This window comes from Nostoc sp. PCC 7107, from assembly GCF_000316625.1.
Taxonomy (GTDB): Bacteria; Cyanobacteriota; Cyanobacteriia; order Cyanobacteriales; family Nostocaceae; genus Nostoc_B.
Genome location: NC_019676.1, coordinates 4,304,055 through 4,328,784 on the forward strand (window position 1 = coordinate 4,304,055; position 24,730 = coordinate 4,328,784).

The 24,730-nt window shown below is 40.2% G+C and carries 22 protein-coding genes; 18 read left to right on the plus strand and 4 right to left on the minus strand.

The genetic code is table 11. From position 1 onward, the window contains the following. Positions 1–45 precede the first annotated feature (45 nt). From NOS7107_RS18465 to NOS7107_RS27980, 4 genes are all read left to right on the plus strand, one after another. Positions 46–537, plus strand: a complete 492-nt coding sequence (locus NOS7107_RS18465) for a hypothetical protein (RefSeq protein ID WP_015114467.1) — start codon at positions 46–48, stop codon at positions 535–537. A gap of 108 nt (positions 538–645) precedes the next feature. Next, complete coding sequence (locus NOS7107_RS18470; protein ID WP_015114468.1) at positions 646–1,167, plus strand: hypothetical protein; 522 nt, start codon at positions 646–648, stop codon at positions 1,165–1,167. Positions 1,168–1,228: 61 nt separating this feature from the next. Further along, positions 1,229–3,211 (plus strand): VgrG-related protein, encoded by a 1,983-nt coding sequence (locus NOS7107_RS18475; protein WP_367579364.1) that lies wholly within the window; start codon positions 1,229–1,231, stop codon positions 3,209–3,211. A gap of 230 nt (positions 3,212–3,441) precedes the next feature. Beyond that, positions 3,442–3,729: a PAAR domain-containing protein gene (locus tag NOS7107_RS27980; protein WP_015114470.1), complete on the plus strand. Its 288-nt coding sequence runs from the start codon at positions 3,442–3,444 to the stop codon at positions 3,727–3,729. Here the strand turns inward: NOS7107_RS27980 and NOS7107_RS18485 are convergent. Then, positions 3,642–5,435, minus strand: coding sequence for an ATP-binding protein (locus tag NOS7107_RS18485; RefSeq protein WP_015114471.1), 1,794 nt, complete (start codon positions 5,433–5,435; stop codon positions 3,642–3,644). The two genes, NOS7107_RS27980 and NOS7107_RS18485, sit on opposite strands and share 88 nt — an antisense overlap. A gap of 362 nt (positions 5,436–5,797) precedes the next feature. Between NOS7107_RS18485 and NOS7107_RS18490 the strand changes: the two genes are divergently transcribed. The 11 genes from NOS7107_RS18490 to NOS7107_RS29725 all read left to right on the plus strand — a co-directional run bounded on the left by NOS7107_RS18490 (position 5,798) and on the right by NOS7107_RS29725 (position 22,229). Continuing rightward, on the plus strand, positions 5,798–6,814 hold the full coding sequence (locus tag NOS7107_RS18490; RefSeq protein ID WP_015114472.1) for an ankyrin repeat domain-containing protein: 1,017 nt from the start codon (positions 5,798–5,800) through the stop codon (positions 6,812–6,814). A 230-nt stretch (positions 6,815–7,044) separates the two neighbouring features. Further along, the gene (locus tag NOS7107_RS18495; protein ID WP_015114473.1) at positions 7,045–7,446 is read left to right on the plus strand and encodes a GPW/gp25 family protein; all 402 of its coding nucleotides are present in this window, start codon (positions 7,045–7,047) and stop codon (positions 7,444–7,446) included. A gap of 158 nt (positions 7,447–7,604) precedes the next feature. Continuing rightward, the gene (locus NOS7107_RS18500; protein ID WP_015114474.1) at positions 7,605–9,770 is read left to right on the plus strand and encodes a putative baseplate assembly protein; all 2,166 of its coding nucleotides are present in this window, start codon (positions 7,605–7,607) and stop codon (positions 9,768–9,770) included. 106 nt (positions 9,771–9,876) lie between these two features. After that, entirely contained in the window at positions 9,877–10,920 is a 1,044-nt protein-coding gene (locus NOS7107_RS18505; RefSeq protein WP_015114475.1) for a phage tail protein, read from the plus strand. 47 nt (positions 10,921–10,967) lie between these two features. Further along, on the plus strand, positions 10,968–12,209 hold the full coding sequence (locus NOS7107_RS18510) for a DUF4159 domain-containing protein (protein ID WP_015114476.1): 1,242 nt from the start codon (positions 10,968–10,970) through the stop codon (positions 12,207–12,209). A 30-nt stretch (positions 12,210–12,239) separates the two neighbouring features. Further along, positions 12,240–14,429 carry a hypothetical protein gene (locus NOS7107_RS18515; RefSeq protein WP_015114477.1) on the plus strand — a complete coding sequence of 730 codons (2,190 nt, stop codon included), beginning with the start codon at positions 12,240–12,242 and terminating at the stop codon, positions 14,427–14,429. 76 nt (positions 14,430–14,505) lie between these two features. Beyond that, the gene (locus NOS7107_RS18520; RefSeq protein WP_015114478.1) at positions 14,506–17,235 is read left to right on the plus strand and encodes a hypothetical protein; all 2,730 of its coding nucleotides are present in this window, start codon (positions 14,506–14,508) and stop codon (positions 17,233–17,235) included. 52 nt (positions 17,236–17,287) lie between these two features. Further along, positions 17,288–19,636: a CHAT domain-containing protein gene (locus NOS7107_RS18525; protein WP_015114479.1), complete on the plus strand. Its 2,349-nt coding sequence runs from the start codon at positions 17,288–17,290 to the stop codon at positions 19,634–19,636. A gap of 84 nt (positions 19,637–19,720) precedes the next feature. Next, on the plus strand, positions 19,721–21,475 hold the full coding sequence (locus NOS7107_RS18530) for a ShlB/FhaC/HecB family hemolysin secretion/activation protein (RefSeq protein WP_015114480.1): 1,755 nt from the start codon (positions 19,721–19,723) through the stop codon (positions 21,473–21,475). Between the two features lie 60 nt (positions 21,476–21,535). Beyond that, on the plus strand, positions 21,536–22,105 hold the full coding sequence (locus tag NOS7107_RS18535; protein ID WP_015114481.1) for a DUF1877 family protein: 570 nt from the start codon (positions 21,536–21,538) through the stop codon (positions 22,103–22,105). Continuing rightward, entirely contained in the window at positions 22,098–22,229 is a 132-nt protein-coding gene (locus tag NOS7107_RS29725) for a hypothetical protein (RefSeq protein WP_015114482.1), read from the plus strand. Before NOS7107_RS18535 ends, NOS7107_RS29725 begins: the two co-directional genes overlap by 8 nt. Before the next feature lie 75 nt (positions 22,230–22,304). On the opposite strand, the gene NOS7107_RS18540 is transcribed toward NOS7107_RS29725, so the two are convergent. The 3 genes from NOS7107_RS18540 to NOS7107_RS18550 form a co-directional block, all read right to left on the minus strand. Further along, positions 22,305–22,535 carry an addiction module protein gene (locus NOS7107_RS18540; RefSeq protein WP_044500948.1) on the minus strand — a complete coding sequence of 77 codons (231 nt, stop codon included), beginning with the start codon at positions 22,533–22,535 and terminating at the stop codon, positions 22,305–22,307. Between the two features lie 64 nt (positions 22,536–22,599). Further along, entirely contained in the window at positions 22,600–22,866 is a 267-nt protein-coding gene (locus tag NOS7107_RS18545; protein ID WP_015114484.1) for a hypothetical protein, read from the minus strand. Positions 22,867–22,891: 25 nt separating this feature from the next. After that, a complete protein-coding gene (locus NOS7107_RS18550) occupies positions 22,892–23,224 on the minus strand; it encodes a hypothetical protein (RefSeq protein ID WP_015114485.1) in 333 nt (110 codons plus the stop codon). An 8-nt stretch (positions 23,225–23,232) separates the two neighbouring features. On the opposite strand from NOS7107_RS18550, the gene NOS7107_RS28655 reads away from it, so the two are divergent. From NOS7107_RS28655 to NOS7107_RS29460, 3 genes are all read left to right on the plus strand, one after another. Next, positions 23,233–23,391, plus strand: coding sequence for a hypothetical protein (locus NOS7107_RS28655; RefSeq protein WP_157374078.1), 159 nt, complete (start codon positions 23,233–23,235; stop codon positions 23,389–23,391). Positions 23,392–23,545: 154 nt separating this feature from the next. After that, on the plus strand, positions 23,546–23,950 hold the full coding sequence (locus NOS7107_RS29455; protein WP_044500131.1) for a hypothetical protein: 405 nt from the start codon (positions 23,546–23,548) through the stop codon (positions 23,948–23,950). A 30-nt stretch (positions 23,951–23,980) separates the two neighbouring features. Beyond that, positions 23,981–24,628, plus strand: coding sequence for an AAA-like domain-containing protein (locus tag NOS7107_RS29460; RefSeq protein WP_044500133.1), 648 nt, complete (start codon positions 23,981–23,983; stop codon positions 24,626–24,628). Positions 24,629–24,730 lie beyond the last annotated feature (102 nt).

Sequence of the window (24,730 nt, forward strand, 5' to 3'; positions counted from 1 at the left end):
TATGTATATATAACTACATTTAGTCAAGCCTGTTGGAGGGCTACTATGAAAGACTGTCGCCCCCGACTTTATAAGCGAATCGGCTGGGTGTTAGCTATCCTAGCCGCTGTAACTGCTGCACCAGCGATCGCCGAAACAGCAAATTTTGGTAAATTCAGTCTGCTACCGGGATTTGAACCTGCCCAAGGTAAATTTTCGGGTTATACTGGTGGCTCTTTCTCATTACCTGCCATTAGTAACCGCGATCGCGATAAAAAAGCCTGTCTTGGTTTTGCAGACCCCAAACCAGATTACACAATGGTTTTAGAAAAAGACTTTGACCAACTAACAATATTGGTGAATACAGGTAATACCGATACAACTTTACTGATCAAAGGGCCAAACGATGACACAATTCGTTGCGGCGATGACACGGGTAGAAGTAAAGATGCTAGTATTAGCGATCGCAACTGGAAAAAAGGTATTTATCAGATTTGGGTCGGTACATTTAACTCTGATGCCAAGCATAAGTATACTTTGACAGTTCAGCAAAAATAATAGGGAACGGGGCTACTAAGACAAAAGTAATAAAGTAAAAAGGTAGAAGATTAGTTCCTTTTTACTTTTGCCTTTTTATTTTTCACTTTATCAATTCCATCCCCAACTATGACCACTCGTTTAGTAAAAGCAAAACTTATAGCCACAGAACAAGCCGCGCCAGATATCGAGTTCATGTTTAACCCTAGTCAGTTAGACTTCTCACAGCAAATTAACTTGACTAAAAGCAGCGGTGCGCGTACCGGAAGAGGTTTACCAAAAGTTAGTTTTGCTTACCCTGAACCATGCAGACTCAGTATTAGTAACATCATATTTGACACCTACGAAAGCGGTACTAGCGTCCTCACGCACCTGAAAAAATTTGAAAAAGCCGTTAACTTTGCTGAAGCTGGCGCAGGTAAAGAAAAACGTCCACCAGTCTATATATTTACCTGGGGCGACCAGCAATATTTACGCTGTTTTGTCCAATCTCTCAACTACAGCCTCACCCTGTTTCTACCTGACGGTACACCAGTCCGCGCCAAAGTTAACCTCTCCTTAGAAGAAGTTGATGAATCAATTTCTCAACCGGGTATGGGTACATCTAGCAGTGTAGATCGCAGTGGTGACAGCAGATCTAGTCGGAGTTAATTCGACCTTTGGGGAATAGCCCGTAATGCACTATCTTCCTTAGACTATTGGCAATCACCTCTTGCCTACACGTATGCCTGCTGTTCTTTACATACCTGAGCCGCTATTGCAAATTGATGGCACTCCTGCGTCTGCTGATTTGCTGAACGATATTTTGCAAATCACAGTGGAGGAAAGTTTGCATTTACCAGGAATGTTTACTTTAGTAATTCGTAATGATTACTTTCCAGGGCTGACAACAGAAGAAACTTGGAAACATCAAAGTTTATTTGCTATTGGTAAAAAGATTAAAATTGGGTTTGTTGCCAGCACCACGCAAAACGTAGATTTTGAAACAGCGGAGCAAGGTTACGTATTAGAAGGGGAAATTACAGCCATAGAAACTGAGTTCACCAGTGGTTCTCAAGCTCCCATTGTGATTCGTGGTTATGATGTTTCCCATCGCTTGCATCGGGGACGTTATAATCGCTCCTTTCAAAATGTCACCGATAGCGATGTTGTGACTCAGATTATTGGCGAAGCAGGGATTATATCAGGTACAGTTACTTCTACCACTATTGTTCATGATTACGTCTTTCAAGAAAATCAAACCAATATGGAATTTCTGCGGGAAAGAGCAGCCCGCCTTGGCTTTGAGTTGTATGTGCAAGATAGCAAATTAAACTTCCGCCAACCCGCACAAGACCAATCTTTATCACTCAAATGGTTAGAAGATATCCATAGCTTTCGGGTTCGTGTTAGTAGTGCAGAACAAGTAAGTTCTGTAGAAGTGCGGGGCTGGGATTACACTACCAAAAAGCCAATTGTTTCTACAGCCTCTACAGAACAAGTAATTACCACCACAGATAACGGTAAAGGCAGTTCAAGTAGTACTAAATTCAGCATCAGTCCGAAAATGATTGTGGTAGACCAGCCTGTATTTAGTGTGAATGAAGCAGCAAAAATCGCTCAAGCTTTGTGTAATGAACTAGGCGGTGAGTTTGTGGCTGCTGATGCTAAAGGTGAAGGGAATCCCGAAATTAGACCGGGGAAAGTAATTAAATTGACAGATATGGGTAGCTACAGTGGTAGTTACTACGTGACTGAAACTCGTCATCTGTTCCAAGAACGAAAATTTGTCACAGAGTTTAGTGTTCGTGGTTTGCGTTCTGGAGACTTGTTAGCTACCATATCACCCCAAACACATCTGCAACCAGGACAAACTATGTTAGTGGGTGTGGTTAGTAATAACAAAGACCCGAAAGGCTGGGGTCGTGTACGGGTGAAGTTTCCTACTTTAACTGAGGAACATGAGAGTAATTGGGCAAGAGTTGTCAGTGTAGGCGCAGGCCCAGGACGAGGTTTTGACTGTTTACCAGAAGTCAACGACGAAGTTTTAGTAGCCTTTGAACACGGCGATATTCACCGTCCTTATGTCATTGGCGGTGTCTGGAATGGCACAGATGCACCACCAGAAAAAGTAGATGACACTGTTGTTACTGGCAAAGTGCGCCTCCGAACTTTTAAAACTCGTGTTGGACATAAACTCCAATTTGTCGAAGAAGACAAAAGCAATACTAAAAAAGGCGCATATCTGCAAACAGTAGATGGTCACAATTTGCGAATGAATGACAGCGAGAAATTTGCCGAATTAGAAACTACAGGCGGTCACAAATTTCGCTGTGATGATAGTAATAAAACGATTAGCTTGACTTCCACAGGTGACATTACAGTTAAATCTGGGACAACCGGGACAGCCAAGAAGATTAGTGTCAACGGTGGTGAAATAGCTGTAACTGCAACGCAAAAAATTACCTTAACTGTAGGGGGTACAAGTATCGAACTTACACCCAGCGGTATCACAATGAGAACGACTGGAACTGTGAGTATCCAATCTGGTAGTTCCATCAGTGTGCAAGCTGGAGGTTCTTTGAGTGCTAACGCTGGTGGCGCAATTTCCGCTAATTCTGGTAGTTCGGTTAGTGTAAATGCTGGCGCTGCGGTGAGCATCAACGGTGCAGCTTCGGTAGGTATTTTAGGCGGGATAATTCGATTGAATTGTTAACTAATGAAGTGTGAAGTATGAAGTCTGAAATTTATAGGACTTACGCAATAACTCTCTCAAACTATTATAACTTTGCGTCCTACCCTGCGGGTACTCCTTCGGAGAACTCGTAAGAGTAGCCGCTACCGCGTCTATGCGGTTCGTTTTTTCATACTTTTGCTTAAGCCCTGATTTAATTCTTTTTTGTGAGTTATCACCTTTATCTACCTTCTAAAAATCCCTAAAAAATTATGTTTCCAGCAGCACGATTAACTGATTTAACTGTCACAGGCGATCCGATTACTGCCCCTGGTGTGCCTAATGTTTTAATTGCAGGTTTACCCGCAGCTTGTGTTGGCGATTTAGTGGCGGGGCCTGTGGTTACTGGAAGTATTGTGATGGGTTCTTTTACCGTATTGATTGGAGGTAGACCTGCGGCGCGAGTCACATCTCAGGTAGCTGGTGTTAATACTGTAACAGGTGTACCATTAACTACTGTTGTGGGTATAGGTGCGCCAACGGTGTTAATTGGTGGTTGAAAGGTAAAAGAGCCTTTACTGAGCATTTTTTTTGGTAAATCAGCATTTTTGCGAGCAGTGATAGGAATTTGAATGCAGAATGTAGTGCCTTGTCCCGGTTCTGAGAAGCATTCAATTGTACCGTTATGCTTTTCGATAATTTTGCGACAGATGGGCATTCCTAAGCCTGTGCCTTTACCGATGGGTTTTGTCGTGAAGAAAGGTTCAAAGAGGCGATCGCGCACATCTTGACTCATTCCCGAACCATTATCTTGAATCCGAACGACTATACATGGATAATTTGTCCATGTTTTGCCATTTTCTAATGAAGTGCTAATAGTAATAATCCCTTCTTTTTCTTGACCTTCTAAGGCATCAATTGCATTTGCAATAATATTCATAAATACCTGATTTAGTTGACTGGGATAGCACTCAACTAAAGGCAGTACATCATAATCTTTAACGATTTCAATTCCTAATTTTCCACAGCTGGTCTTTAAGCGATTGTTCAAAATCAGCAGTGTACTATCAATGCCTTCATGAATATCTGCTACCGTCATCTGTGCTTGTTCTGTCCGCGAAAAGTTGCGTAAAGATACAACAATCTCACGGACACGCTTGATTCCTAAACTCATTGAACCTATCAGTTTTGGCAAATCTTCAGAGAGAAAGTCTAGATCAATTTCTTCGGTGAGGTCTTGAATTTGTGGTAGGTAATCGCAATTATCTTGGTAAATATGCACTAGACGCAATAAATCATCAACATACTGTTGAGCATGACTAATATTACCGCTGATAAAGTTGACTGGATTATTAATCTCATGGGCAATTCCCGCTACTAACTGCCCCAAGCTAGACATTTTTTCACTTTGAATTAACTGTGCTTGTGTTTGTTGTAATTCATGCAGTGTAGTTTGCAGTTGTTGCGCTTGGATTTGGGCAATTTTAGCAGCTTCACAACTTTGCTCATAAAGTAGGGCTTTTTCGATCGCTACTCCCGCCTGCATTGCCAATATACTTAATAGTTTTAAGTCTCTGTTAGTATAATTAACCGCAGTTTCGCTACCAATAATAATTGCTCCAACTACCCGTTCTTCGACATTTAACGGGACACAAATAAACGAATTAAATTGTTTTGGTTCACCAATAAATCGAGGATAAGATACAATATTATTGATAATCTCTCCTCTGCCCATTTGGACTACATCACCGATAATTCCTTCGCCTAATTTTATCGGATGCTGGAGATAACTATTAGCACCAATTTCTGCCAGAGTCTCAAAAATATTTGTTTTTTTGTTTAACAATAAAATAGCTCCACCAGTTGAGGGAATTAATTGGCCAGCTTCTTGTATGAGCAATCGAGAAACTTGTCTGAGATTGAGACTAGCAGTTACTTGAATTGAAATATCATGAAGTAAATCAATTTCCTGATATCTTTCTAGTAATTCATGGGCGAGATTTTTCTTCTCAGATTCTTGTTTGAGTGCATAGACAAGGAATGAAGCAACACCAGATGCCTGTTGTGAACCACGTACCCAACCAATCAATTCACCAGTAAATTCTATTGGGTGGGCGATCGCCGAAATATCTACTGCCGTACCAAAGAAGATTTGACCTTCGATATCTTCTATTCTGAACTGACTATCTATTGCTTTAGCAAAATCATTTAAAAGAGCTAAGACATCCTTTTTAACAATCAGACTGCTGAAATTGCTTTTAATCATTTGCTCTCATCCTGATTTTATTGCTGATTTTGCTAAAGCATCAGTTTTTTATACCTAATTGATGGTCATTTGTCACTAATTGTTAGTAAATCCATCATCAGATAACTGCCATATTGTTAGGTATCAGCTTTGATTTTGGAAGATTAAAATTTTAAATAATATTTGATGCAACTCGATTATAAATGAATAATTTAAGACAATTCACCGTAGATTCATTGATTTTTGTATGTTCAGTAAATATACTTAGACAAAGTACTATACTATATGTACTCTATATAAAGTGATACACTGAACAGAAATATCACGGCATTAAGTTGACATTGTTTAAACGCTTCTCATAGTCATCGTCATTAGTGACTTATATGAATTTTTCACAAGAATTTGAACAAACCCTTACTCAAGGCGCTTCTTTAGAAAAGTTCACATCTTTGCTGAAGAAAATTAGTAACTATAACTATGTTTTGCAAGGAGAGGAACCAGATAGCCTAATTCACTTGGCGGTGGTTAACGACAGATTAGATGTTGTAAAGCTATTAGTGCAGCAAGGTGCGTCTCTAGAACCATTAGAGATTCGTCCAAAATCAGAAAATCTATATCCTGAATTTGAAGTTTTTGGTTTTGATGATGATGATGAAAGATTTACTGGAGATCCCTTACTGAGTGCTGCTGCGACAGGAAAGCAAGAAATATTTGAGTTCTTAGCGCCACTTGCTTCAATCAGCCAACGTAGGCAAGCAATGTTACATCTAGTTGATGGTCTCAAAAGTAATTCAATTTTTTATTCTGAAGATAAAACTACTTTTCAACAGCTGATCAACTCTAAACCAAGTACAGATAATCCTGACACTTTTGGTCAATGGCTTCATGATTTAGCTCAGTCAACAATTACAGAGCTAAGTCTAAACGAAACAATACGATCTGTATCATTAAAATTTATCGAAAGATGTCAAGAGCAAATTTCGCAAGGATTGAATATTGATAGGATTAGTGATAATGGATGTACTCTTTTGTGGACAGCATCAAATAATGGATATCTTGAAGCAGTTCAAGCCTTGCTGCAATTAGGTGCGACTCCTGATATTCCTAACCAGACAGATGGTTGGACTCCGTTAATGATAGCTGTTGATGCTCATATTCCCTGGCTATGTGGTACTAAAAGTATTTCGGGAACAGCTGAAAGTCAGCAAGTAAATATTGTTCGTCTCCTTCTGGAAGCAGGAGCAAATGTCAACTTTGCAGGAAAACATGGGGAAACTGCTTTGTATTTACTTCATGACTTTGACAGAGAGGAAATTCTTGGCGAGGAAATTCACTTAGCCATTTGTGAAATGGAATCTGTTTTAAGAGATGCAGGAGCGACTGAAGCACCGGGCGACTGAAGTCGCGGCTACACAGGCAAAACCCGCCTGCGCGGGTTTCAAACCATTGATTTTTCTTCAGTCCGCGTAGGCGGACTTTGTTTGTATAGCCGAGCCAGTTGCAAGATATGTGTAGAGGTTAATCACATACAACGCTACCAAACTGAAAGTTAACTCGACTTTTGGCGAATGGTTTTTGTTTTGTTGATCAGCATAAAGTAGCGTAGACTGCTCATCACTGTGTACCTACCATGCCGGAACTCAATCAAAATCAACACCTGGGTGCGGGCTGGTCGTTTCCGTTACGGGTGAATGTCCAAGGGGGTCTGCAACTTAGTAAGGCCGATCGCAATATTGAAGAGTCGATGATGCTGATTTTGCGTACCGATTTGGGTGAACGGGTGTATCGTCCTAACTTTGGTTCGCGGTTGTCGGAGTTGACTTTTGCACCGATGAATACTCAAACTTTATTACTTTTGCGTCTACACGTCCAAGAAGCGTTGGAGATGTGGGAACCACGAATCGTTTTAGATGCGGTGCGTGCTGACCCTGATCCACTGCGAGGTCGTGTAGATATTGTGATTGAATATCATCCCAAAGATACCCATGATTCGCGGAGTTTAGTATTTCCGTTTTATTTAAATGGTCAATAGTCATCAGTTTTTATATCTCAATGAAGATCCCCCTAAATCCTCCTTCAAAAGGGGGACTTTAAGAGTGTGATTCCCCCCTTTTGAAGGAGGGCTAGGGGGGATCAAAACTTTAACTGAACCATGTTGTCTTAATATTACTCAGCACTTTTATTAATATTGTGGAATTTGATTTTTTACCAAAGTTACCCAAGTCTAATCTAGACGATCGCACTTTTAAAGATTTAGTTGATGAGTGTATTCTGCGGATTCCCCGCTATTGTCCAGAATGGACGAATTATAACCCCAGTGACCCAGGCATTACGCTCATTGAGCTATTTGCTTGGTTAACTGACCAAATGTTGCTGCGGTTCAATGAAGTACCCAAGCGCAATTACATTACTTTTTTAGAGTTATTGGGTGTCAGGTTGCAAGCGCCTGCGCCTGCGGTGGCGGATATTACTTTTTATTTGAGTGCGGCTTTACCTGATACTTACACCATTCCGGCTGGGGTGGAGGTGGCGACAATTCGCACGGAAACAGAAGAGGCCATATCTTTCACCACAGATCGGCCTTTAATTATTGATAAACCGCAAATTCGCCACTTTCTCACCTGTCCCACCGCTGATCAAAAACCAGAAATTTTGCGCGATCGCTTTACTAATTTATGGACGATGCGCTCTGATGGTGAGTGGTATGGTAGAGAGTTGGCACTTTTTGACGAACAACCCCAACCGGGAAACAGCTTTTATTTAGTTATTGATGGGGAATCCCAGTGTGAGGGGAACGTTCTGGCGTTGCAATTAAAAGGAGAAGCAGCCACCGCCACGGGGATTAATCCCGATATTCCGCCGCGGCGTTGGGAAGCTTGGAATGGTGTGGAATGGGAAGTGGTGTTACTACAAGAAGCGGACGATAGCACCAAGGGTTTTAGTTTTAGCGAATTGGCGACCCAAGGAATTAACCCCCTACAAGGTGCAGATATCGTCCTGCATTTACCCCAATTCTGGCCTGTGAGTACCTTCACCGCGTACCAAGGACGTTGGTTGCGTTGCGTTTACACTTCGCCCCAACCCAATCAACCAGGATATAGCAGTGCGCCGCGGATGGTTGGTTTGGCGGTGAGATCCATTGGTGGGACGGTGGGTGCTAGTCAAAGTGAACTGATTCGCAATGAAATTTTAGGGGAAAGCGACGGTACACCGGGACAAACTTTCCAGTTACAAGGCGTTCCCTTGTTGAACCGTCGGGAAGATGAATATTTGCTGGTTTCGCCGCCAGGGGGAATCCCTCAACGGTGGTATGAGGTCAGCGATTTTGCTAATTCTCTCCCCCAAGATTTGCACTATACAATTGATTCGCGCACCGGGACAGTGCAGTTTGGCCCGGTGATTCGGGAACCAGCCCAACTCCAGCAGCAAACGGAATTTAGGCGGGGAGTGGGGAATATTTCTAATATTCAGGAATTAGAACGACAATATGGGGCTGTTCCGCCGCGCGGTTCGGTGATTCGGATGGTTGCATACCGGACTGGTGGTGGGCGGAAGGGGAATGTGCAACGGGGGACGATTACCGTAGCGAAAACGGCGGTTCCATATATTGCGAGGTTGATTAACCATACACCCGCGCGTAACGGTTCCGATGCGGAATCTTTGGAAGATGCGGTGATTCGCGTTCCGGCGATGCTGCGAACCCGCGATCGCGCTGTGACTCCCGAAGATTTTGAAGTGCTGACCCTACAAGCTGGCGGTGGTGCGGTGGCGCGGGTACGCTGCTTACCACCGACAACTACACAAGAAGCTGGAACTGTCAAATTATTAGTTGTCCCGGCGGCGAATACAGATGCAATTATTCGTGGTGAAGGTATCGAACCGGAATTATTTAGTTTGAGTCCGCAGTTACGTGACCAAATTATTGCTTATTTGGATGAACGGAGGTTATTAGGAATACAGGTTAAATTGCAAGCGCCGGAATATGTGGGTGTAGCGGTGCAAACAGAAGTTGCGCTGGAACCAGAATACAACCATCCTGCCGCCCAGCAAGAGATTTTAAGTAAATTACGGGTGGCGTTGTATCGGTTTTTGAATCCGATTACGGGGGGTCAGGATGGGAGAGGCTGGCCGTTTGGGCGACCTGTTTATCCTTCGGATATTGTCAATTTGTTTCAGCAATTTCCGGCGGTGCGGTACTTGGGGGTAGTGCAGTTGTTTGAATTGCGCTATGTGGGTTCAACTTGGGTGCGATCGCTTCCCCAAAATCCGGTGATTGATCCGGGGGCGTTGGGTTTAATTTGTTCTTGGCAAAATACGCGATTGCGTTCTGGCCATGTTGTTAATCTCATCCAATAAATTACGTTTTAATACTCTGTGAACTCTGCGCCTCTGTGGTTAGAAAAATTACGAACCACAGAGACACAGAGGACACAGAGAAAAGAATAACAAACAAGAAATAATTATGAGTAGTCAAATTCTGCACCTGCAATTAACTTCAATGCAATTACCTAACGCGATTCAAACATCGGCGGTAGGGAAGGGTGCAGATGATTTTTCACAAATAGCACTTAGTAGTCAAACGACTGTACGTGCTGGGTGTGATGTGGTGGTTCATCCTCCGGAACCGAGTGAGATAGTTTTGCATCTGGAAAATTTGGGTAGTCGGATGCTGCGGTTGAATGTGCGGGTGGAGGGGAATTTCCCGGCTGAGTGGTGTCGTATTGGGATGGAGGGGTATGAACTTGCACCGCGATCGCGGATGGATGTGGTGTTATACTTCCAACTTCCGGCGGATTTCTTTGAAACTCCCGAACTAGGGACTGGTCAATCTTTAATCTTGGATTATCACAGTCGCATTCATGTTAACTACACTGAGGAGGGGACTGGTAGACAGTTAGTTGAAACGGCTGGTTTAAATTTATATGTCCGCCCTCGCAGTCTCTATCCTAAGTTTTTACCTGCGGTTTATCGAGAAGTTGATTTTATTGGGCGCTTCTTGAAGATTTTTGAACAGGCTTTTGAACCCTCAGTGCAAACGCTAGATGTGTTGTGGGCTTATTTAGACCCAATGACTGCACCGCAGACATTGTTACCTTTTCTCGCGCACTGGGTAGCCTGGCCGATTGACCGTCGTTGGACTTTAGAACGACAACGTTATTTAATTCGTTCGGCGGTTGAACTGTATCGCTGGCGGGGAACACGTAGAGGTTTACGTTTATATATACATCTTTATACAGATTTACCTTTAGATGAACATATTACAAGAGAAGTTGATAAGCATATTTGTATTGAAGAAATTCGCGGCGAAGGTTTTGTTTTAGGTAATACGCGCCTAGGTGAAGATGCAATGATTGGCGGCGGTCGTCCGTATCATTTTATCGTGCGCCTCCGTCCGCAACGTCCAAATCAGGTAGATGAACAATTAGTCCGACACATTATTGAGCAAGAGAAACCCGCTTTTTGTACTTATGAAATTTATATAGATGCGTTAATAACCAATAGTTAATAGTCAAAAGGATAAAGAATAAACTTTCATACTTCATACTTCATATTATGGAAATTCACCCCCTAGAACGACTACAAATTCAAGATGGTTTATTGATTAACGCTGAACGATGGAAGCGATCGCATGATTATCACCGTCAGCGGCAAAATATTCATTATCAGTCGTTGAATGAACCGGGAATAGTTCAGGGTTTGGGTGTGAGTTTGATTCTTGCGCCAAAGGATGTACCCTCACAATATAATGATGCGCGATGGTTACAAATTCAGCCAGGAATTGCCATTGATGTGAATGGGAATCCGATTGTGGTTCCGCAACAGATAGATTTTCATATCTCGGCTGATATTACAGAAGAAAAACCTAGGCTAATTTATTTAGTTGTGCGTTATGTAGATCCAGAAACTTTACAACGCAAACAAGTAAGTGAAAGTAAATTTGAAGCCGAAACTTTTCGGATTGATGAAAAAACTTCACCACCTGATGCGTTTGAAGTGGAATTATGCAGAATTTTATTACAGCCGGGATTAGTAACTTTAAAAAATCCCCAAGATGTATTTTATCCAAGTTTGAATAGTTTAGATTTTCGCTATCGAAAAATTGCGCGATCGCGTCCTACTGCGGTGGTGCAGGTGGCGCATCTTGATACGCAGGAAACTAAAGAAGGTAATAGCTTTGCAAATTTATCTTCTTTATTAAAATATACCGAAAGTCTTACCTGTACTTTCCAAGGAGATGAGCAAATTGCTCGGTTAAGTTTTCCACTTTTAGACCCAACAATAGCAATTAATTATGATTTGCTATTTATTACGGGAAGTGAACCATTAATTTTAAATGTGCAAGAATTAGCTAATCTTGAAAGTTATCTAGATAGTGGGGGAGTTTTGTTAGTAGAATCGCCTACCGATGCTGTTGACCGATTAGAAAGTATTTTAGAGATTACTGAAAATTTAGGCACACCTTTAGAAGATTTTATACGCGAACTTAATAGATCCCATCCATTACGGACACAGCCATTTTTATTTGCTGCTTTACCAGTTATAAATCAAAAGCCTCTGCAAATTTTAGTTGCAGGTGGCATTGTTTTAGTTATTGGTGATTTATCACTAGCTTGGGGATTAGATGAAAAATTAACTTTATCACGAGAAACAATTCGCACTGCCCAAGAGTTAGGCATTAATATTCTTAATTTTGCCTGGAAGCGTAAGCGAATGACGCAATTAAGACAACAAACTGCTACACCTATATCAACTAAGCCAGACCCATTAAAAAGCATTTTCAATAAGTTGGAATAATTTTTTACTTTTTACTTTTTACTTTTTTATATGGCAGTTAATCGAATTAATACTAAAATTTCTACTCAAGTATTGAATTTTCAACCGGGTGGTTCGCCAGCTTCTTTTGATGTAACTGTAGTTAATGAAAGTAATCAGTTTGCATCTTTACAAATCGAAATTATTGCGGCTGGTGGTGGCGAGAGTTTGGGGTCTAATTGGTACAAAATTACGCCATCTGTTAGTGCTAAAAATCCGCCGGGAGATAGTACGAAATTTGAAGTAACTATTACTAATACTCCTGTTGCTGGTTTTATCGGCAAGATGAACTTAATAGTACGGATTTTTTCGCTAGAATTGGGGGATGAAGACAGACAAATATTGCGGTTGATAGTTGAAGCAGGCGTTGGCGCTGTGGCTATGCAAGTTGAGTTAATTACACGCGAATTTACACCTCAACCACAGGGGTTAATTGAGATTCCAGTGCGTGTTTTTAATCCTAGTCAAATACCTGCAAGTGTTTCTCTTAAGCCCATTGGACTCCAACCTCAATGGTTTATTAATGGTGATGAAAGGTTGTTAGAAGTTTCTCCTGGTGCTAAAAAAGAAACATCATTTTTATGTCAGTTACCAAGTCTTGAAGCAGTCCCAAGTCAAGCATATCCTTTTACGATTGAAGCGACATATTCTCATGGAGTTCCTTCTCGTAGTCGGGAGGGAATAATTAACGTCAACCCAGCAGGATCTATTGATTTTCGATGTACTCTAGAAAAGCAACAAATACCTGCATCTCGTCCTTGGCTACCGCAATTACGAGTTAATTCTACAACTTATCAACTTGAGTGCCAAAATCACAGTAATTTAAGCAAGAAAGTCAGTATTGAAGTGAAAGAAGGTGAGGAGGGACAGCCTAAATCTTTTTGGCAAGTTGAGCCTGAATTTGTAGAATTACACCCAGGAGAAAATAACAATTTACAACTATTAGTAAGTAAGCGGCGGCAATGGTTTGGCTTAAAGCAAAAACTTTCATATAAAGTCAAGGTTATTGTACCAGACCAGAGAGTAAATGTTAAGTATATAAATCAAGATTTACAATTAATTATTCATCCTATTTTACATCCTTGGCTACAGATGAGCGTAGGAGTTTTGCTGTTGTTTTTACTTTGGTTTTTATCATGGCTTAATCCTAATAATCCTTTCTTTGGCCATCGTCGTTCTGTGACATTTGTGCAGTTTAATGGTGTAGGCGATCACGCTGTTAGCAGTTCTCAAGACCAAAGTATTATCAGATGGAAGATTGCTGGTTTTACTAATCCTTTCGTTAATCAAGATGATGGGAGGATGGCTAAAAATATAGGTAAATCTGTTCGGGTTGTGCGCTATAAACCTGTGGATAATGACGTGGTAGCAGCAGGTTTAGAAAATGGTGAAATCCAAATTTGGGATGTGCTTGGCGGTACGAAAAAGCCAAAAGTTACTTTTTCAAATGATAAAGCAGACCGTGTTCTAGGTTTAGAATTTAGTCAAGATTCACACTATTTATTCAGTGGTCATGGTAGTGGTTTAGTTTTGCAATGGGATGTAGATAGCGCTCTGTTAGATGATCATCAAAGTTTAACAAAAAATGATAGTTGCAAAGATGTTAAATTTCTTGTTGATTGCAAAGATGTGAACTTTCCTATTTATAGTTTAACTTTAGCTGGCAATGATAAACAAAATTTAGTAATCGGTGGTAGATACAATAACTTAGCTATATGGAATTTTTCCCAAAATAAACTATGGAAAGTTCCATATAATCCTCCCGGTAGTCAAAATGATTATATTGTCAGTGTAGATAGTACGGAATATAAACCAAGTTTATTAGCAACAGCAGATAATATGGGGCAAATTACTTTATGGAATATGCAACAATGTCTGAGTAAAAATAATGGTCAGTGTCAAGTTATAGATAAATGGTCTGATGGTCATGGTGGTAAAGCAGTGCGATCGGTTGCTTTGAGTCGAGATGGTTGTTATTTAGCTAGTGGTGGTGATGATAATCGCGTTATGCTTTGGCCTTTAACTCAAGCAGGTAGAAGAATTTCTCCTGTTGGTCAAGTAATACGTAAGGAAAAACAAAGATTTAATAGTATAGATGTGAAAGTTGTGAAAAATAAAATTTTGATTATTAGTGGTAATGATGATCATAAAGTCAGGTTAGACATTAGAGATTTGAATAAAAATGTTGGTTGTAAACAATAATGACTCGCTCTAATAGACTTAGTTAAAATCCTTTTTTACTTTTACCTTTTTACTTTTAACTTGCTTGGGGGTAAGCATGACTGCCACAAATTCGAGAAATACAGATTCCCAACTCGGTTTGAGTATGGCAGATGTGTTGACTCTGCCACCACAACAGCGCAAAATTGTGCAGTGGTTAATTAAGCGTCCTGATAGTGCTTCTCTTACCCAAGTATCACTTCATTTAGATTTAAATCAACAAGCTACTTTAGCTTTATTAGATGAATTAGTTGATGAAGGTTTTGTTCAGCAAGTATTAACTTCTGGGGAGGTACAATACAAGGTTAATCTGGCGGCTAAACGCGGCATTCAACAACAAAATCTACAACAAACTCTCGCCCCTGGAAATCCTCTGGCGATTATTTTTAATCCTTCTGGTGATTACGCAGTTCAGGCTGGGGGAAAATTTGACCTAAATGTAACTGTTACAAATAAAGGGGTGGAAAGTGCGTTAATTGATATTTATATTGATGAATTATCAACCCAATTAATTCAATGGTGTGATGCGCCTAAACAGAGGTTAGCACTGAGTTCTAATTCTGTGGGTGAGGTGTTATTTGAATTTCAAGTACCTGTCACAGCAATTCCTAGCACTTATAACTATGCAATTGTTGTTGATGCACCGCTACATTATCCTGAAGATACGCCAATTCGACATGGGGCGCGGATTCAAGTTTTACCTGCGATTGAAACGGTTGTTAGAGTTAGTGACCCGACTTTTAGCTTACTACCTTTAACAAGTTCGCGATCGCCTGCCAAAATTCTCCCCGGCGCAATCTTACAAGTTAATGTCAATGTCCACAACCGTTCTGATAGGGTAGATAGATTTCGCCTCAGTTGTCTTGATTTACCCCAGGAGTGGGTGAGTATCCGTTATCCCGAAGGTTTGGAAACTGCGGGACTGGTTATCCCCAATATGGGTTTAAATCTCAACCCAGGCGAGAAGGGAGAAATCTTACTTCAGTTTCAACCACCGCTAGACGCAAACGCCGAACTTTATTACCCCAGCATCCGCTTGTATTCTGCCAACAATCCTGATTTGATGCTATTGGATGTTATATATTGGGAAATTTTACCTTCTTACCTACTAAACGCAGAGATGCTAATAGTGGTAAATCGGGTGAGACGCAAAGGCGGAACTTTTGAAGTCAAGTTGACAAATGCGGGTAACACTGTCAGAGAAATCGCTTTTGAAGCGGTTCCTATTGATGAAGATAAAGTGTGTAGTTACACAACTTCTCCGGCGATGTTGCGCGTATTACCTGGAGAAAAAGTTTCGACGAAAGTGACAGTAGTACCCGTGAAATGGTGGTATCGTCCGATGTTCGGCGCGGGACGATTACTGAATTTTCGCATTGAATTAACAGATCAGCAACAAATCCCTTTACCCAACCCAGCGTTACCAGGAAGTTTAATTTGGGAACCGCGCCCTTGGTGGCAATTTTTACTCGTATTGTTGACAGTTATAGGTAGTGTAGCAGCGATCGCATTTTTGATTTGGTTATGGTTTTTCCGTCCCCTCGCAACCCCTAAAATTCTGCAATTTCTGTCCTCTGATGCGACTTATCAAGCATCGAACGGTGATTTTATTCGCTTAAGTTGGCAAATTCGCCACCCCAAAAAATTGCAAACTGTATCTTTAACTGGCTTATTTGCTGATGGTACAGCGGCGGTACAACCAATAGTTTATACCTTCAACGGCAAGATTCCCGCAGAACTGCAACCATTTTGCCAAATAGGTGCAGTATTAACTTGTTCTAACGTCCCTACCGATGCGCGTAAAACAGGAGATTATACTTTTCAAATGCAGGCATTTGCTAATGATAATCCAGACTTGCCCTCGGACACAATTAAAACTAATACCATCAAAATTGTCCCAGTTCCCCCCCCACAACTTCTCCAATTTTCTCCTGCACAATCTGTTTATCAAGAAGTCAAAACTAGTTCTACCAAAATCAGCCCAGATACCATTCGCCTCAATTGGAAAATTAATGATTTAGATAGATTAAAAGAATTGCGAATTATTGGGCGATCGCCAGAAAATTTAGTTAATAGCCCACAACAAATTTATGATGTTAGCCAAGGCATTCCCGATACACTAAAAACCTTCTGCAACCAGCAAAACAATCAACTAAACTGTCGCAATGTTCCTGCTAATAATCGCGGTGCAGGTGACTATATATTTGAACTGCAAGTATTTACCAAAACCGACACCGATAAACCAAGCATCTCACCAAAAACAGACTTAATAAAAGTCCAATCTCTACCCAGTAAAATTGTTGAATTCAAAATTGATGGGAATAATCCACTGCCCAAATATCCCATATTAATTAATCCACTTAAACCTAACAAACCTTTAAACATATCTTGGAAAGTAGAAGGTACCAATAATATTAAAGTAGAACTTCTTCCCGCACCAGGAGATATCCCCCGTAACGGTACAATACCTTATCCAGTTAACCAACAACCCGGTAGCGAAACAATTACTTTACAAGTCACTAATACTGCTGGCGAAAAAGTAACTCGTTCCGTCACCCTCGAAACTTTTTTACCACCTAATTCAACAACAAATCAACAACAACTACCACAACTAGAAGGTGCAAAACCCCAAATTCCAGCTATACCCCCACCACCAGCAACACAACCCACACAACCCCCCAGTACTTCCCCATCCCCAACCAACAACACCACGCCTAATCCTAACTCTCCCACACCATCCCAACCAGATAAACTCTCACCCTTAGAACTTCCCCCAGGATTTGATTAAAAGCAAATTTTTCTTCTTTGCGCCTTTGCGCCTTTGCGTGAGACAAAAAACCATGAAACCCCATCTATTATTAACAATAACCTTCCTCCTCCTCTTCCCCCTTACCGCCAACTCCAACCAACCAATAGACGCACAACAATACCGTGCTAACTTACTCTTAAACCTCAGCAATAGACAACTAACCAACGGACAAATTCAATCAGCCTTAGCATCATTACAAGAATCACTCAGACTATATCAAATAATAGGCGATCGCACTGGAGAAGCCACCGCATTATTTCGCCTTGGCGACGCTTACTTTACCCTCGGTAGATATAGAACTGCGATTAATTTTTACAAACAAAGTCTACAACTAAGCCAAGATTTTGCTAATCAATCAATTAGAGTACAAATTTTAGAACATCTCAGTAATACATATATTAATCTTGGTGATGAAAAATTAGCCAAAAAATATCAAGAACAAGCCACCGCACTCAAAAAAGAAATTGGTAATCCCGATAGAGAAGCTGCATTTTTAGGTAACGTTGGTTTAGACCATGATGCGGCGACTGAGTATAAGCAAGCGATTGCTTTTTATTCCCAACAACTAACAACTGCAAAAGCAAATAATAACTATCAACTGCAAATTGATTCATTACAAAATATAGCTGCAACTTATCGTAAGTCAGGGCAATATTCCCAGGCGATCACAGCGTATCAGCAACAGCTAAAATTAGCTCAGGAATTAAGCAATAATTCCTTAGTAATTCTCACATTTAAACAAATAGCAGAAACCTATAAAACTCAAGGAGATTTTAAAGCTGCGATCGCGTTTTATCAACAACAGCTAAAACTCACAGATAAAACCCAAAAAACTGAGGTAATTAAACAACTAGGACGGGCTTACACTTTTGCAAAAGAGTACGATAAAGCCATAGAATTATATGAAGAACAATTAAACTCTGCTAAAGCTAATAAAGATAATTATACTCAAGGCACAGCTTTAAATAACTTAGCTTTTGTTTATTTAAACTCTAATAAATTAGATGATGCTAAAGCTATCCTAGAAACAAGTATTAAAAATTGGACATCTCTACGCTTGGAGTTAGGCAACACCATTGATTATGCAGTGGAACAAAGCAATACATATCGCTTACTACAACAAGTTTTAATTACCCAAAATCAGCCAGAAGCCGCGTTAGAAGTCTCTGAACAAAGCAGTATTATGGCATTCTTACAATTATTGGGAATGCGGTTAGTTTCTGAACCAAAAGATAATAATCTCAAAATCGCACCTAAAGCAATTAACTTACCTACAGTTACCGATATTCAAAAAATAGCTAAAGAGCAAAAAGCAACTCTGGTTAAATATTCTATCATTCCTGATGATGGCTTATACATTTGGGTAATTCAGTCTACAGGTAAGATTACATTCCGCAAAGTCAAACTAACACCAGAAAATACATTTAATTCAGTTAATTCTATCCCCGAAATAGTTGCCAGTATTCCTAATTATCTAGGTGTGAATAGTCAAGATAATCAAGGTAAAAAACTTGTTAATCCTTTATTACAGCTACATCAATTATTAATCAAGCCAATTGCTGATTTATTACCCGAAAGTCCCACAGCCCAAGTCATATTTATTCCCCAAGATGAGTTATGGTTTGTTCCCTTCCCGGCTTTAGTAGATATTTCTGGTAAATATTTAATTGAAAAACATCCGATTTCAACTGTACCAGCAATTCAAATACTCAAATTAGCTAAAGAACAACGAGGTAGAACAGGTGGGAGTAAATTTGTTGTAGTGGGTAATCCTACCATGCCGAAAATTGCTCACGCAATTAATCAAGCACCGCAACCTTTACCACAACTTATAAATTCAGAACAAGAAGCTTTAGCTGTTGCTGATTTCTTCAAAACCAAAGCTTTAATTGGTAGTCAAGCAACAAAAGCAGCAATACTCCCTTTATTACCCAAAGCAAAAATCATTCATCTGGCAACATATAGTATTTTAGATGATATCAAAAGACAAGGTATACCAGGAGGTATCGCCTTAGCTGGAGAAAATAACGGACTACTCACCGCCAGCGAAATTCTCAACTTGTACAATCAACCAAAAGGTAAGCGTTTGCGTGCTAAGTTAGCCTTTATCAGTGCTGGGGAAACTGGACAAGGTAGCATGGGCAATGGTGTACTGAGTTTATCTTTAGCATTGATGACATCTGGTGTTCCTAGTGTAATTGTCTCGCAATGGGCAGCAACGGATACACCAACATCTGTGTTAACTACGGAATTTTATCGCCAGTTAAAGCAGAAACCTAACAAAGCACAAGCATTACAAAAAGCGATGTTAGCCACAATGAAACAGTATCCGAATCCTAAATATTGGTCAGGATTTAATTTAATTGGAGAAATACATTAAAAAATAATAAAAAAGTCACATAATATAGCAAAACCAGAAACAATAAAACTTACATAGAAATGATTTTTATAGACAAAATTTAAAATGTCGAATTTACAATCTGCAATTTATTTTGGTTCATTCAAAAAATATCTATATTGTCTATCTACTAGCTTGATTTTTAGTTGTGTTTGTGTAATTTTAACTTTGCCATCGTTCGCACAAGCACCAAATCCTGAAGGAAATCCTAATCAAGACCGCTTTCCCCAGCCAGGAACTACACCAGCGCCTTTACCGCCAGAATCACAACCTCCCATACAACCAACACCAACACCAACTCCTGAAACTCAGCCTACAGAAACTTCTCAAACTATTAAAGTAGAGAAAATCAACGTCACAGGAAGTACCGTTTTTCGCCCCGATAGATTTCAGTCGATAACTCAGAAGGTAGAAGGGCGTGAAGTCACTGTTGAAGAACTCCGCAAAGCCGCTGATGCTATCACTCAAATTTACCTTGACCAAGGCTACATTACTTCTAGGGCAATTGTTGTAGACCAAACCGTTAACAATGGGGTGGTGGAAATTCGAGTAATTGAAGGGACAATCGAAAAAATTGAAGTTCAAGGTACAAGACGGTTAAATCCTGAATATGTGCGTAGTCGTATCGCTTTAGGCGCAGGTAAGCCACTTTTGACTGCTGCATTAGAAGACCAATTAAGATTACTCCGGGCTGACCCTTTATTTTCTAACGTGGAAGCTAGTTTACGTGCTGGTAGTGGTGTTGGTCAAAGTATTTTGATTGTGCGCGTTACCGAAGCACAACCCTTTAATGCAGCGTTGACTGTTGATAACTACTCTCCCCCTAGCATTGGTTCGGAAAGATTGGGGGTGAATGCTAGTTATCGCAACCTGTCTGGTTTGGGTGATGAATTTAGTGCTGCCTATTATTTAACAACCAGAGGGGGCGCAAATATTTTTGATTTTAATTATCGCCTCCCACTCAACCCGATGGATGGGACTTTACAACTGCGAACCTCATTTAACGATACAAATGTTGTGGAAGAACCATTTGCAGCTTTTGATATTAGTGGAGAATCGCAACTATACGAAATTAGTTTTAGACAACCATTAATTAGAACACCCCGTGAAGAATTTGCTTTATCTCTAGGTTTTGCGGTGCAGAATGGTCAAACTTTTACCTTTGCAGGGCCGACACCTTTTGGTTTTGGCCCGGATGATGAAGGGAATAGTCGCACCCGTGTAATTAAGTTTGGTCAAGATTATGTAGTACGGGATGTTAATGGTGCTTGGGCGTTGCGATCGCTATTTAGTTTCGGTCTTGGTATATTTGATGCTACTAGCAATCCCAGCCCAATTCCCGATGGGCAATTTTTTAGTTGGTTAGTACAAGCCCAGCGAGTGCAACGCCTAAGTACAGATAATATATTAGTTGCCCAAGCTGAGTTACAAATTACACCCAATGCTTTGTTACCAGCCCAGCAGTTTGTTGTGGGTGGCGGTCAATCAGTCCGAGGTTATCGCCAAAATGTCCGCGCTGGCGATAACGGTGTACGCTTGACTATCGAAGACCGTTTAACAGTACAACGAGACGCATCTGGTAACTCAACACTGCAAATTGCGCCATTCTTTGATATGGCTTACGTCTGGAATGTGGATGATAATCCAAATACCTTACAACGTCAGAAATTTATTGCAGGTATCGGAGTTGGTGTATTATTTCAACCCATACCACAGCTTGACATCAAACTTGATTATGGTTATCCCCTGATAGACTTAGATGACCGAGGGACAAATGCCCAAGATGATGGTTTTTACTTCAGTGTCGGCTATCGGTTGTAGATTTTTCTAGAAGCGATGTTACACTGCAATATCTTATCCGTCTGAGATACTCAATGGCTTATGTCTACACATTGCTATTTTCAACAGGTATCGCCACAGATTATAGAAAAATTGCAGTGTCATCCCAGTTTATTTGATATTTTTCGAGAAGCTTATGCTTTAGAGGAGTATTCTGATAATTATTGGCGCGGTATTGAAGAGTTACAAAAAGAAATATGGAATGATTTAGGAGAACAAGAACGAATTTCTCGTGAGATTTACGAGAAGCTTAAATCATATATTCCCGAAATTGTTGCAGCAGGATTAGTTGATCAGTTCTGGGTTGGTAGTTATGACTTTTTTGATTGGCTAGATGATGAAGGGCTTATCGGTTATGAGATTGGCAAGGATGATGGTTACGGTGCAATGTCATATTTTACGCCAGCCCAAGTCAAAATAATGACACAGAAACTAAAAGAATTTCGGCAACTTAATTTTTTAGAGGTGCATAAAATTTTGTATCCCCAGTCTTCTGAACCTAAGCAAACTAAAAAAGCAGAAACAGAATTTTGGCAGCACTTTGAAACAATATTGGCTTATTGTCAAGATGCCGTAAATAACAGTTATGGAATGTTGCTTTCTTATGGCTAGATTAGGTAAAATTGGGCAGAGAATCAGTAGTACTTTGATGGAGCGATCGCTCTTATATTTACTAATTCAAATTCGTGATGTCAAAGCACGGTATATTTGGCTTATTTCTGCAATTTTTGATTAACTTTCAATATTTCTTTGTTTCCAGTAATTCGGTTTGCGCTTACCATGCGCGATCGCAATAAACTAAATCACTTCTTCACGAATACTTTTTTCGTAACTCAGAAAAAACTTGAGATGATGGTTCTCCAATAGATGTTTTACGATTAATATCCTCCAACCGTTGGTTTAATTCCGTATCCCCATCAGTTTCTATATCATCATCCCTATCTTCATTGAGAGAATGAATTAAAAAGTAGGCAATTTCAGCACGTTCTTTTGCGGATAGCCGAGAAAGTTCGAGTTTAAGTTTTTCGGCAGTTTCATTCATATTTTGGAGCATCGACAAAAATTATAATTATAAACTTAACTATTTGCTGAACACTGAACTATTGCTATATGAGATTAATATCTGGGATTGAAATATTATCTTGCTCTCTGATATTATCCCAATCAATTACCGCAACCCAAACATTTTCTTCATGAGAATATTGAACAATTCCATCAACTTCTAAATCTTCGCTATACAAGACTAAGTTTAGATTATCTTGCAACCAAATTTTTTGACGAGCTAAATCTTCAATAGTACCAGTACAATTAAGTCGCAGGCGACCTTGAGAATCAGCATTATGAAAATCAGCAAAGACTCTTGGTTTATCCATAGCTTTATAAATGGTGAGAAAATTTCTAGTTTGCTTTAGCTGGATTAGCAATTGTAGGAGTAAGCAAGCTGCTAATTTGCTGTGGGGTTAAGCCTGTTAACGTCGCATGAGAGGGACTTCTACCAGAAGTACGAATTACATCTCCTCCTGAAGCTCTAACTGCGCCTACTGATGTTACTCCAATTTGTCCGTGAGGTATTTTTGCAGCTAACTGTTCTATCGATAATCCTATCGCACTCTCTACAGATATTCCAGTTACTCCACTAGGATGAGTCCCAAAACCACGCTCAATATCTTCTGGCCGATTACGTCCACCCCGAATAACTATTGCTTCGTCTGGTATTTTATCTACAGTCACAGGTGATTTTGAATTTGTTTTTCCCCAGTAGCATATCAAATGCAACTGCAATTTATATTTCCACCGTCACAATCACAATGAGAGCGATCGCATTTCGTCTTTCCACTGTCACAATCACAATGAGAGCGATCGCATTTCATCTTTTTACCGTCACAATCACAATGTGAGCGATCGCATTTTATCTTTCAAGCGTCACAATTGTAATGTTTGCCTTCCTGGCAACTTTTGCGCCTTTGATGATGAGTCTTTTACCGAACAAAATATAATGCTATGCTTTTAAGCAATTACACTGAAATAAATTAAATTAATATAAAATTATACATGACTTTTGCATCGCTGCCTGCTAACCCGTTTGTGGCTGCGGGGATGATTGAAGATTCTAGATTGTTTGTTGGTCGGAAGGATGAATTACACGCGATCGCATCTCGGATGAGTGGCCCACAGCCGACAAGTATTAACATTGTGGGTGAAAAGCGCATTGGTAAATCTTCGCTGCTGTATCACTTTTTTCTAACTTGGGAACAGCGAGTGCAGAACTCTAGCCGCTACGTTGTAATTTACCTTTCCTTGCAAAGTGTACATTGTCAACGAGAGGAAAATTTTTATTTAGCGGCGGCGCAAGAGTTACTCAATTTTTCTAGTGTAGCGACCAACCCAGCTTTAAGTGACCCGTTAAGAATTAGACCCCTTGACCGTGCAGCTTTTTCTGATGCGATCAGAGAATAGAAAAGGCAAGGTGTATTACCAGTTTTATGTTTGGATGATTTTAAAACTTTATTTGATAACAAGAGCGAATTTAATAATGAATTTTACAACAACTTGCGTTCTTTGATGAATCACAACTCTGTGATGTTGGTAATCGCTTCACAATATCAATTAGATTTTTACAGCAAAAAACATCAATTAACTTCTTCTTTTTTCAACTTAGGTCATGTGATTAAATTGGGAGAATTGCAAGAAGATGAAGTCAAAGATTTGCTCCGTCTACCAGCTAGTACAGTGAATAATGCTGCACCTGCTTTAAGTATGGATGAACAGCGTTTAACTCAGCAGTTAGCTGGGAGTCATCCATTTTTACTGCAAATAGCAGGAGGTTTGGTGTGTGAAGCACGTCAGCAAGGACACGATGAAAACTGGGTAAAAACTCATTTTGTTCAAGAATCTCGGCGCTTACCAAAGTCTCGGTTAGATTCGCGCCGATGGTGGCGTGGACTGCGTTGGTTAGTTTGGAATTTACCAGTACGTCTAGGGCGCGTAGTTAAATTTCTTGGCGGAACTGTAGATGATGTGAGTAGCTGGATTAAAGGAATGGCAATTTTAGTAATGGTTATTTTGGTGTTTACACGCGTCATCAATTTGAATGAAGTTTGGGATTTTGTGCGTGACCAATTAGGGATTAAATAAAAAAGTAGGTTGGGTGGAGCGATAGCGAAACCCAACGAAGTCTTAACTATAGTTGAGTTTTTGTTTCTTAACCCAAGCCACACTTTACTACGCCTCGCAATG

What these genes read in the sequence shown, in the direction of transcription:
- NOS7107_RS18465 (WP_015114467.1), top strand. Translation starts at nt 46, where the DNA reads ATGAAAGACTGTCGCCCCCGACTTTATAAGCGAATCGGCTGGGTGTTA.
- NOS7107_RS18470 (WP_015114468.1), top strand. Translation starts at nt 646, where the DNA reads ATGACCACTCGTTTAGTAAAAGCAAAACTTATAGCCACAGAACAAGCC.
- NOS7107_RS27980 (WP_015114470.1), top strand. Translation starts at nt 3,442, where the DNA reads ATGTTTCCAGCAGCACGATTAACTGATTTAACTGTCACAGGCGATCCG.
- NOS7107_RS18485 (WP_015114471.1), bottom strand. Translation starts at nt 5,435, where the DNA reads ATGATTAAAAGCAATTTCAGCAGTCTGATTGTTAAAAAGGATGTCTTA.
- NOS7107_RS18490 (WP_015114472.1), top strand. Translation starts at nt 5,798, where the DNA reads ATGAATTTTTCACAAGAATTTGAACAAACCCTTACTCAAGGCGCTTCT.
- NOS7107_RS18495 (WP_015114473.1), top strand. Translation starts at nt 7,045, where the DNA reads ATGCCGGAACTCAATCAAAATCAACACCTGGGTGCGGGCTGGTCGTTT.
- NOS7107_RS18505 (WP_015114475.1), top strand. Translation starts at nt 9,877, where the DNA reads ATGAGTAGTCAAATTCTGCACCTGCAATTAACTTCAATGCAATTACCT.
- NOS7107_RS18510 (WP_015114476.1), top strand. Translation starts at nt 10,968, where the DNA reads ATGGAAATTCACCCCCTAGAACGACTACAAATTCAAGATGGTTTATTG.
- NOS7107_RS18515 (WP_015114477.1), top strand. Translation starts at nt 12,240, where the DNA reads ATGGCAGTTAATCGAATTAATACTAAAATTTCTACTCAAGTATTGAAT.
- NOS7107_RS18520 (WP_015114478.1), top strand. Translation starts at nt 14,506, where the DNA reads ATGACTGCCACAAATTCGAGAAATACAGATTCCCAACTCGGTTTGAGT.
- NOS7107_RS18525 (WP_015114479.1), top strand. Translation starts at nt 17,288, where the DNA reads ATGAAACCCCATCTATTATTAACAATAACCTTCCTCCTCCTCTTCCCC.
- NOS7107_RS18530 (WP_015114480.1), top strand. Translation starts at nt 19,721, where the DNA reads ATGTCGAATTTACAATCTGCAATTTATTTTGGTTCATTCAAAAAATAT.
- NOS7107_RS18535 (WP_015114481.1), top strand. Translation starts at nt 21,536, where the DNA reads ATGTCTACACATTGCTATTTTCAACAGGTATCGCCACAGATTATAGAA.
- NOS7107_RS29725 (WP_015114482.1), top strand. Translation starts at nt 22,098, where the DNA reads ATGGCTAGATTAGGTAAAATTGGGCAGAGAATCAGTAGTACTTTGATG.
- NOS7107_RS18540 (WP_044500948.1), bottom strand. Translation starts at nt 22,535, where the DNA reads ATGAATGAAACTGCCGAAAAACTTAAACTCGAACTTTCTCGGCTATCC.
- NOS7107_RS18545 (WP_015114484.1), bottom strand. Translation starts at nt 22,866, where the DNA reads ATGGATAAACCAAGAGTCTTTGCTGATTTTCATAATGCTGATTCTCAA.
- NOS7107_RS29455 (WP_044500131.1), top strand. Translation starts at nt 23,546, where the DNA reads ATGACTTTTGCATCGCTGCCTGCTAACCCGTTTGTGGCTGCGGGGATG.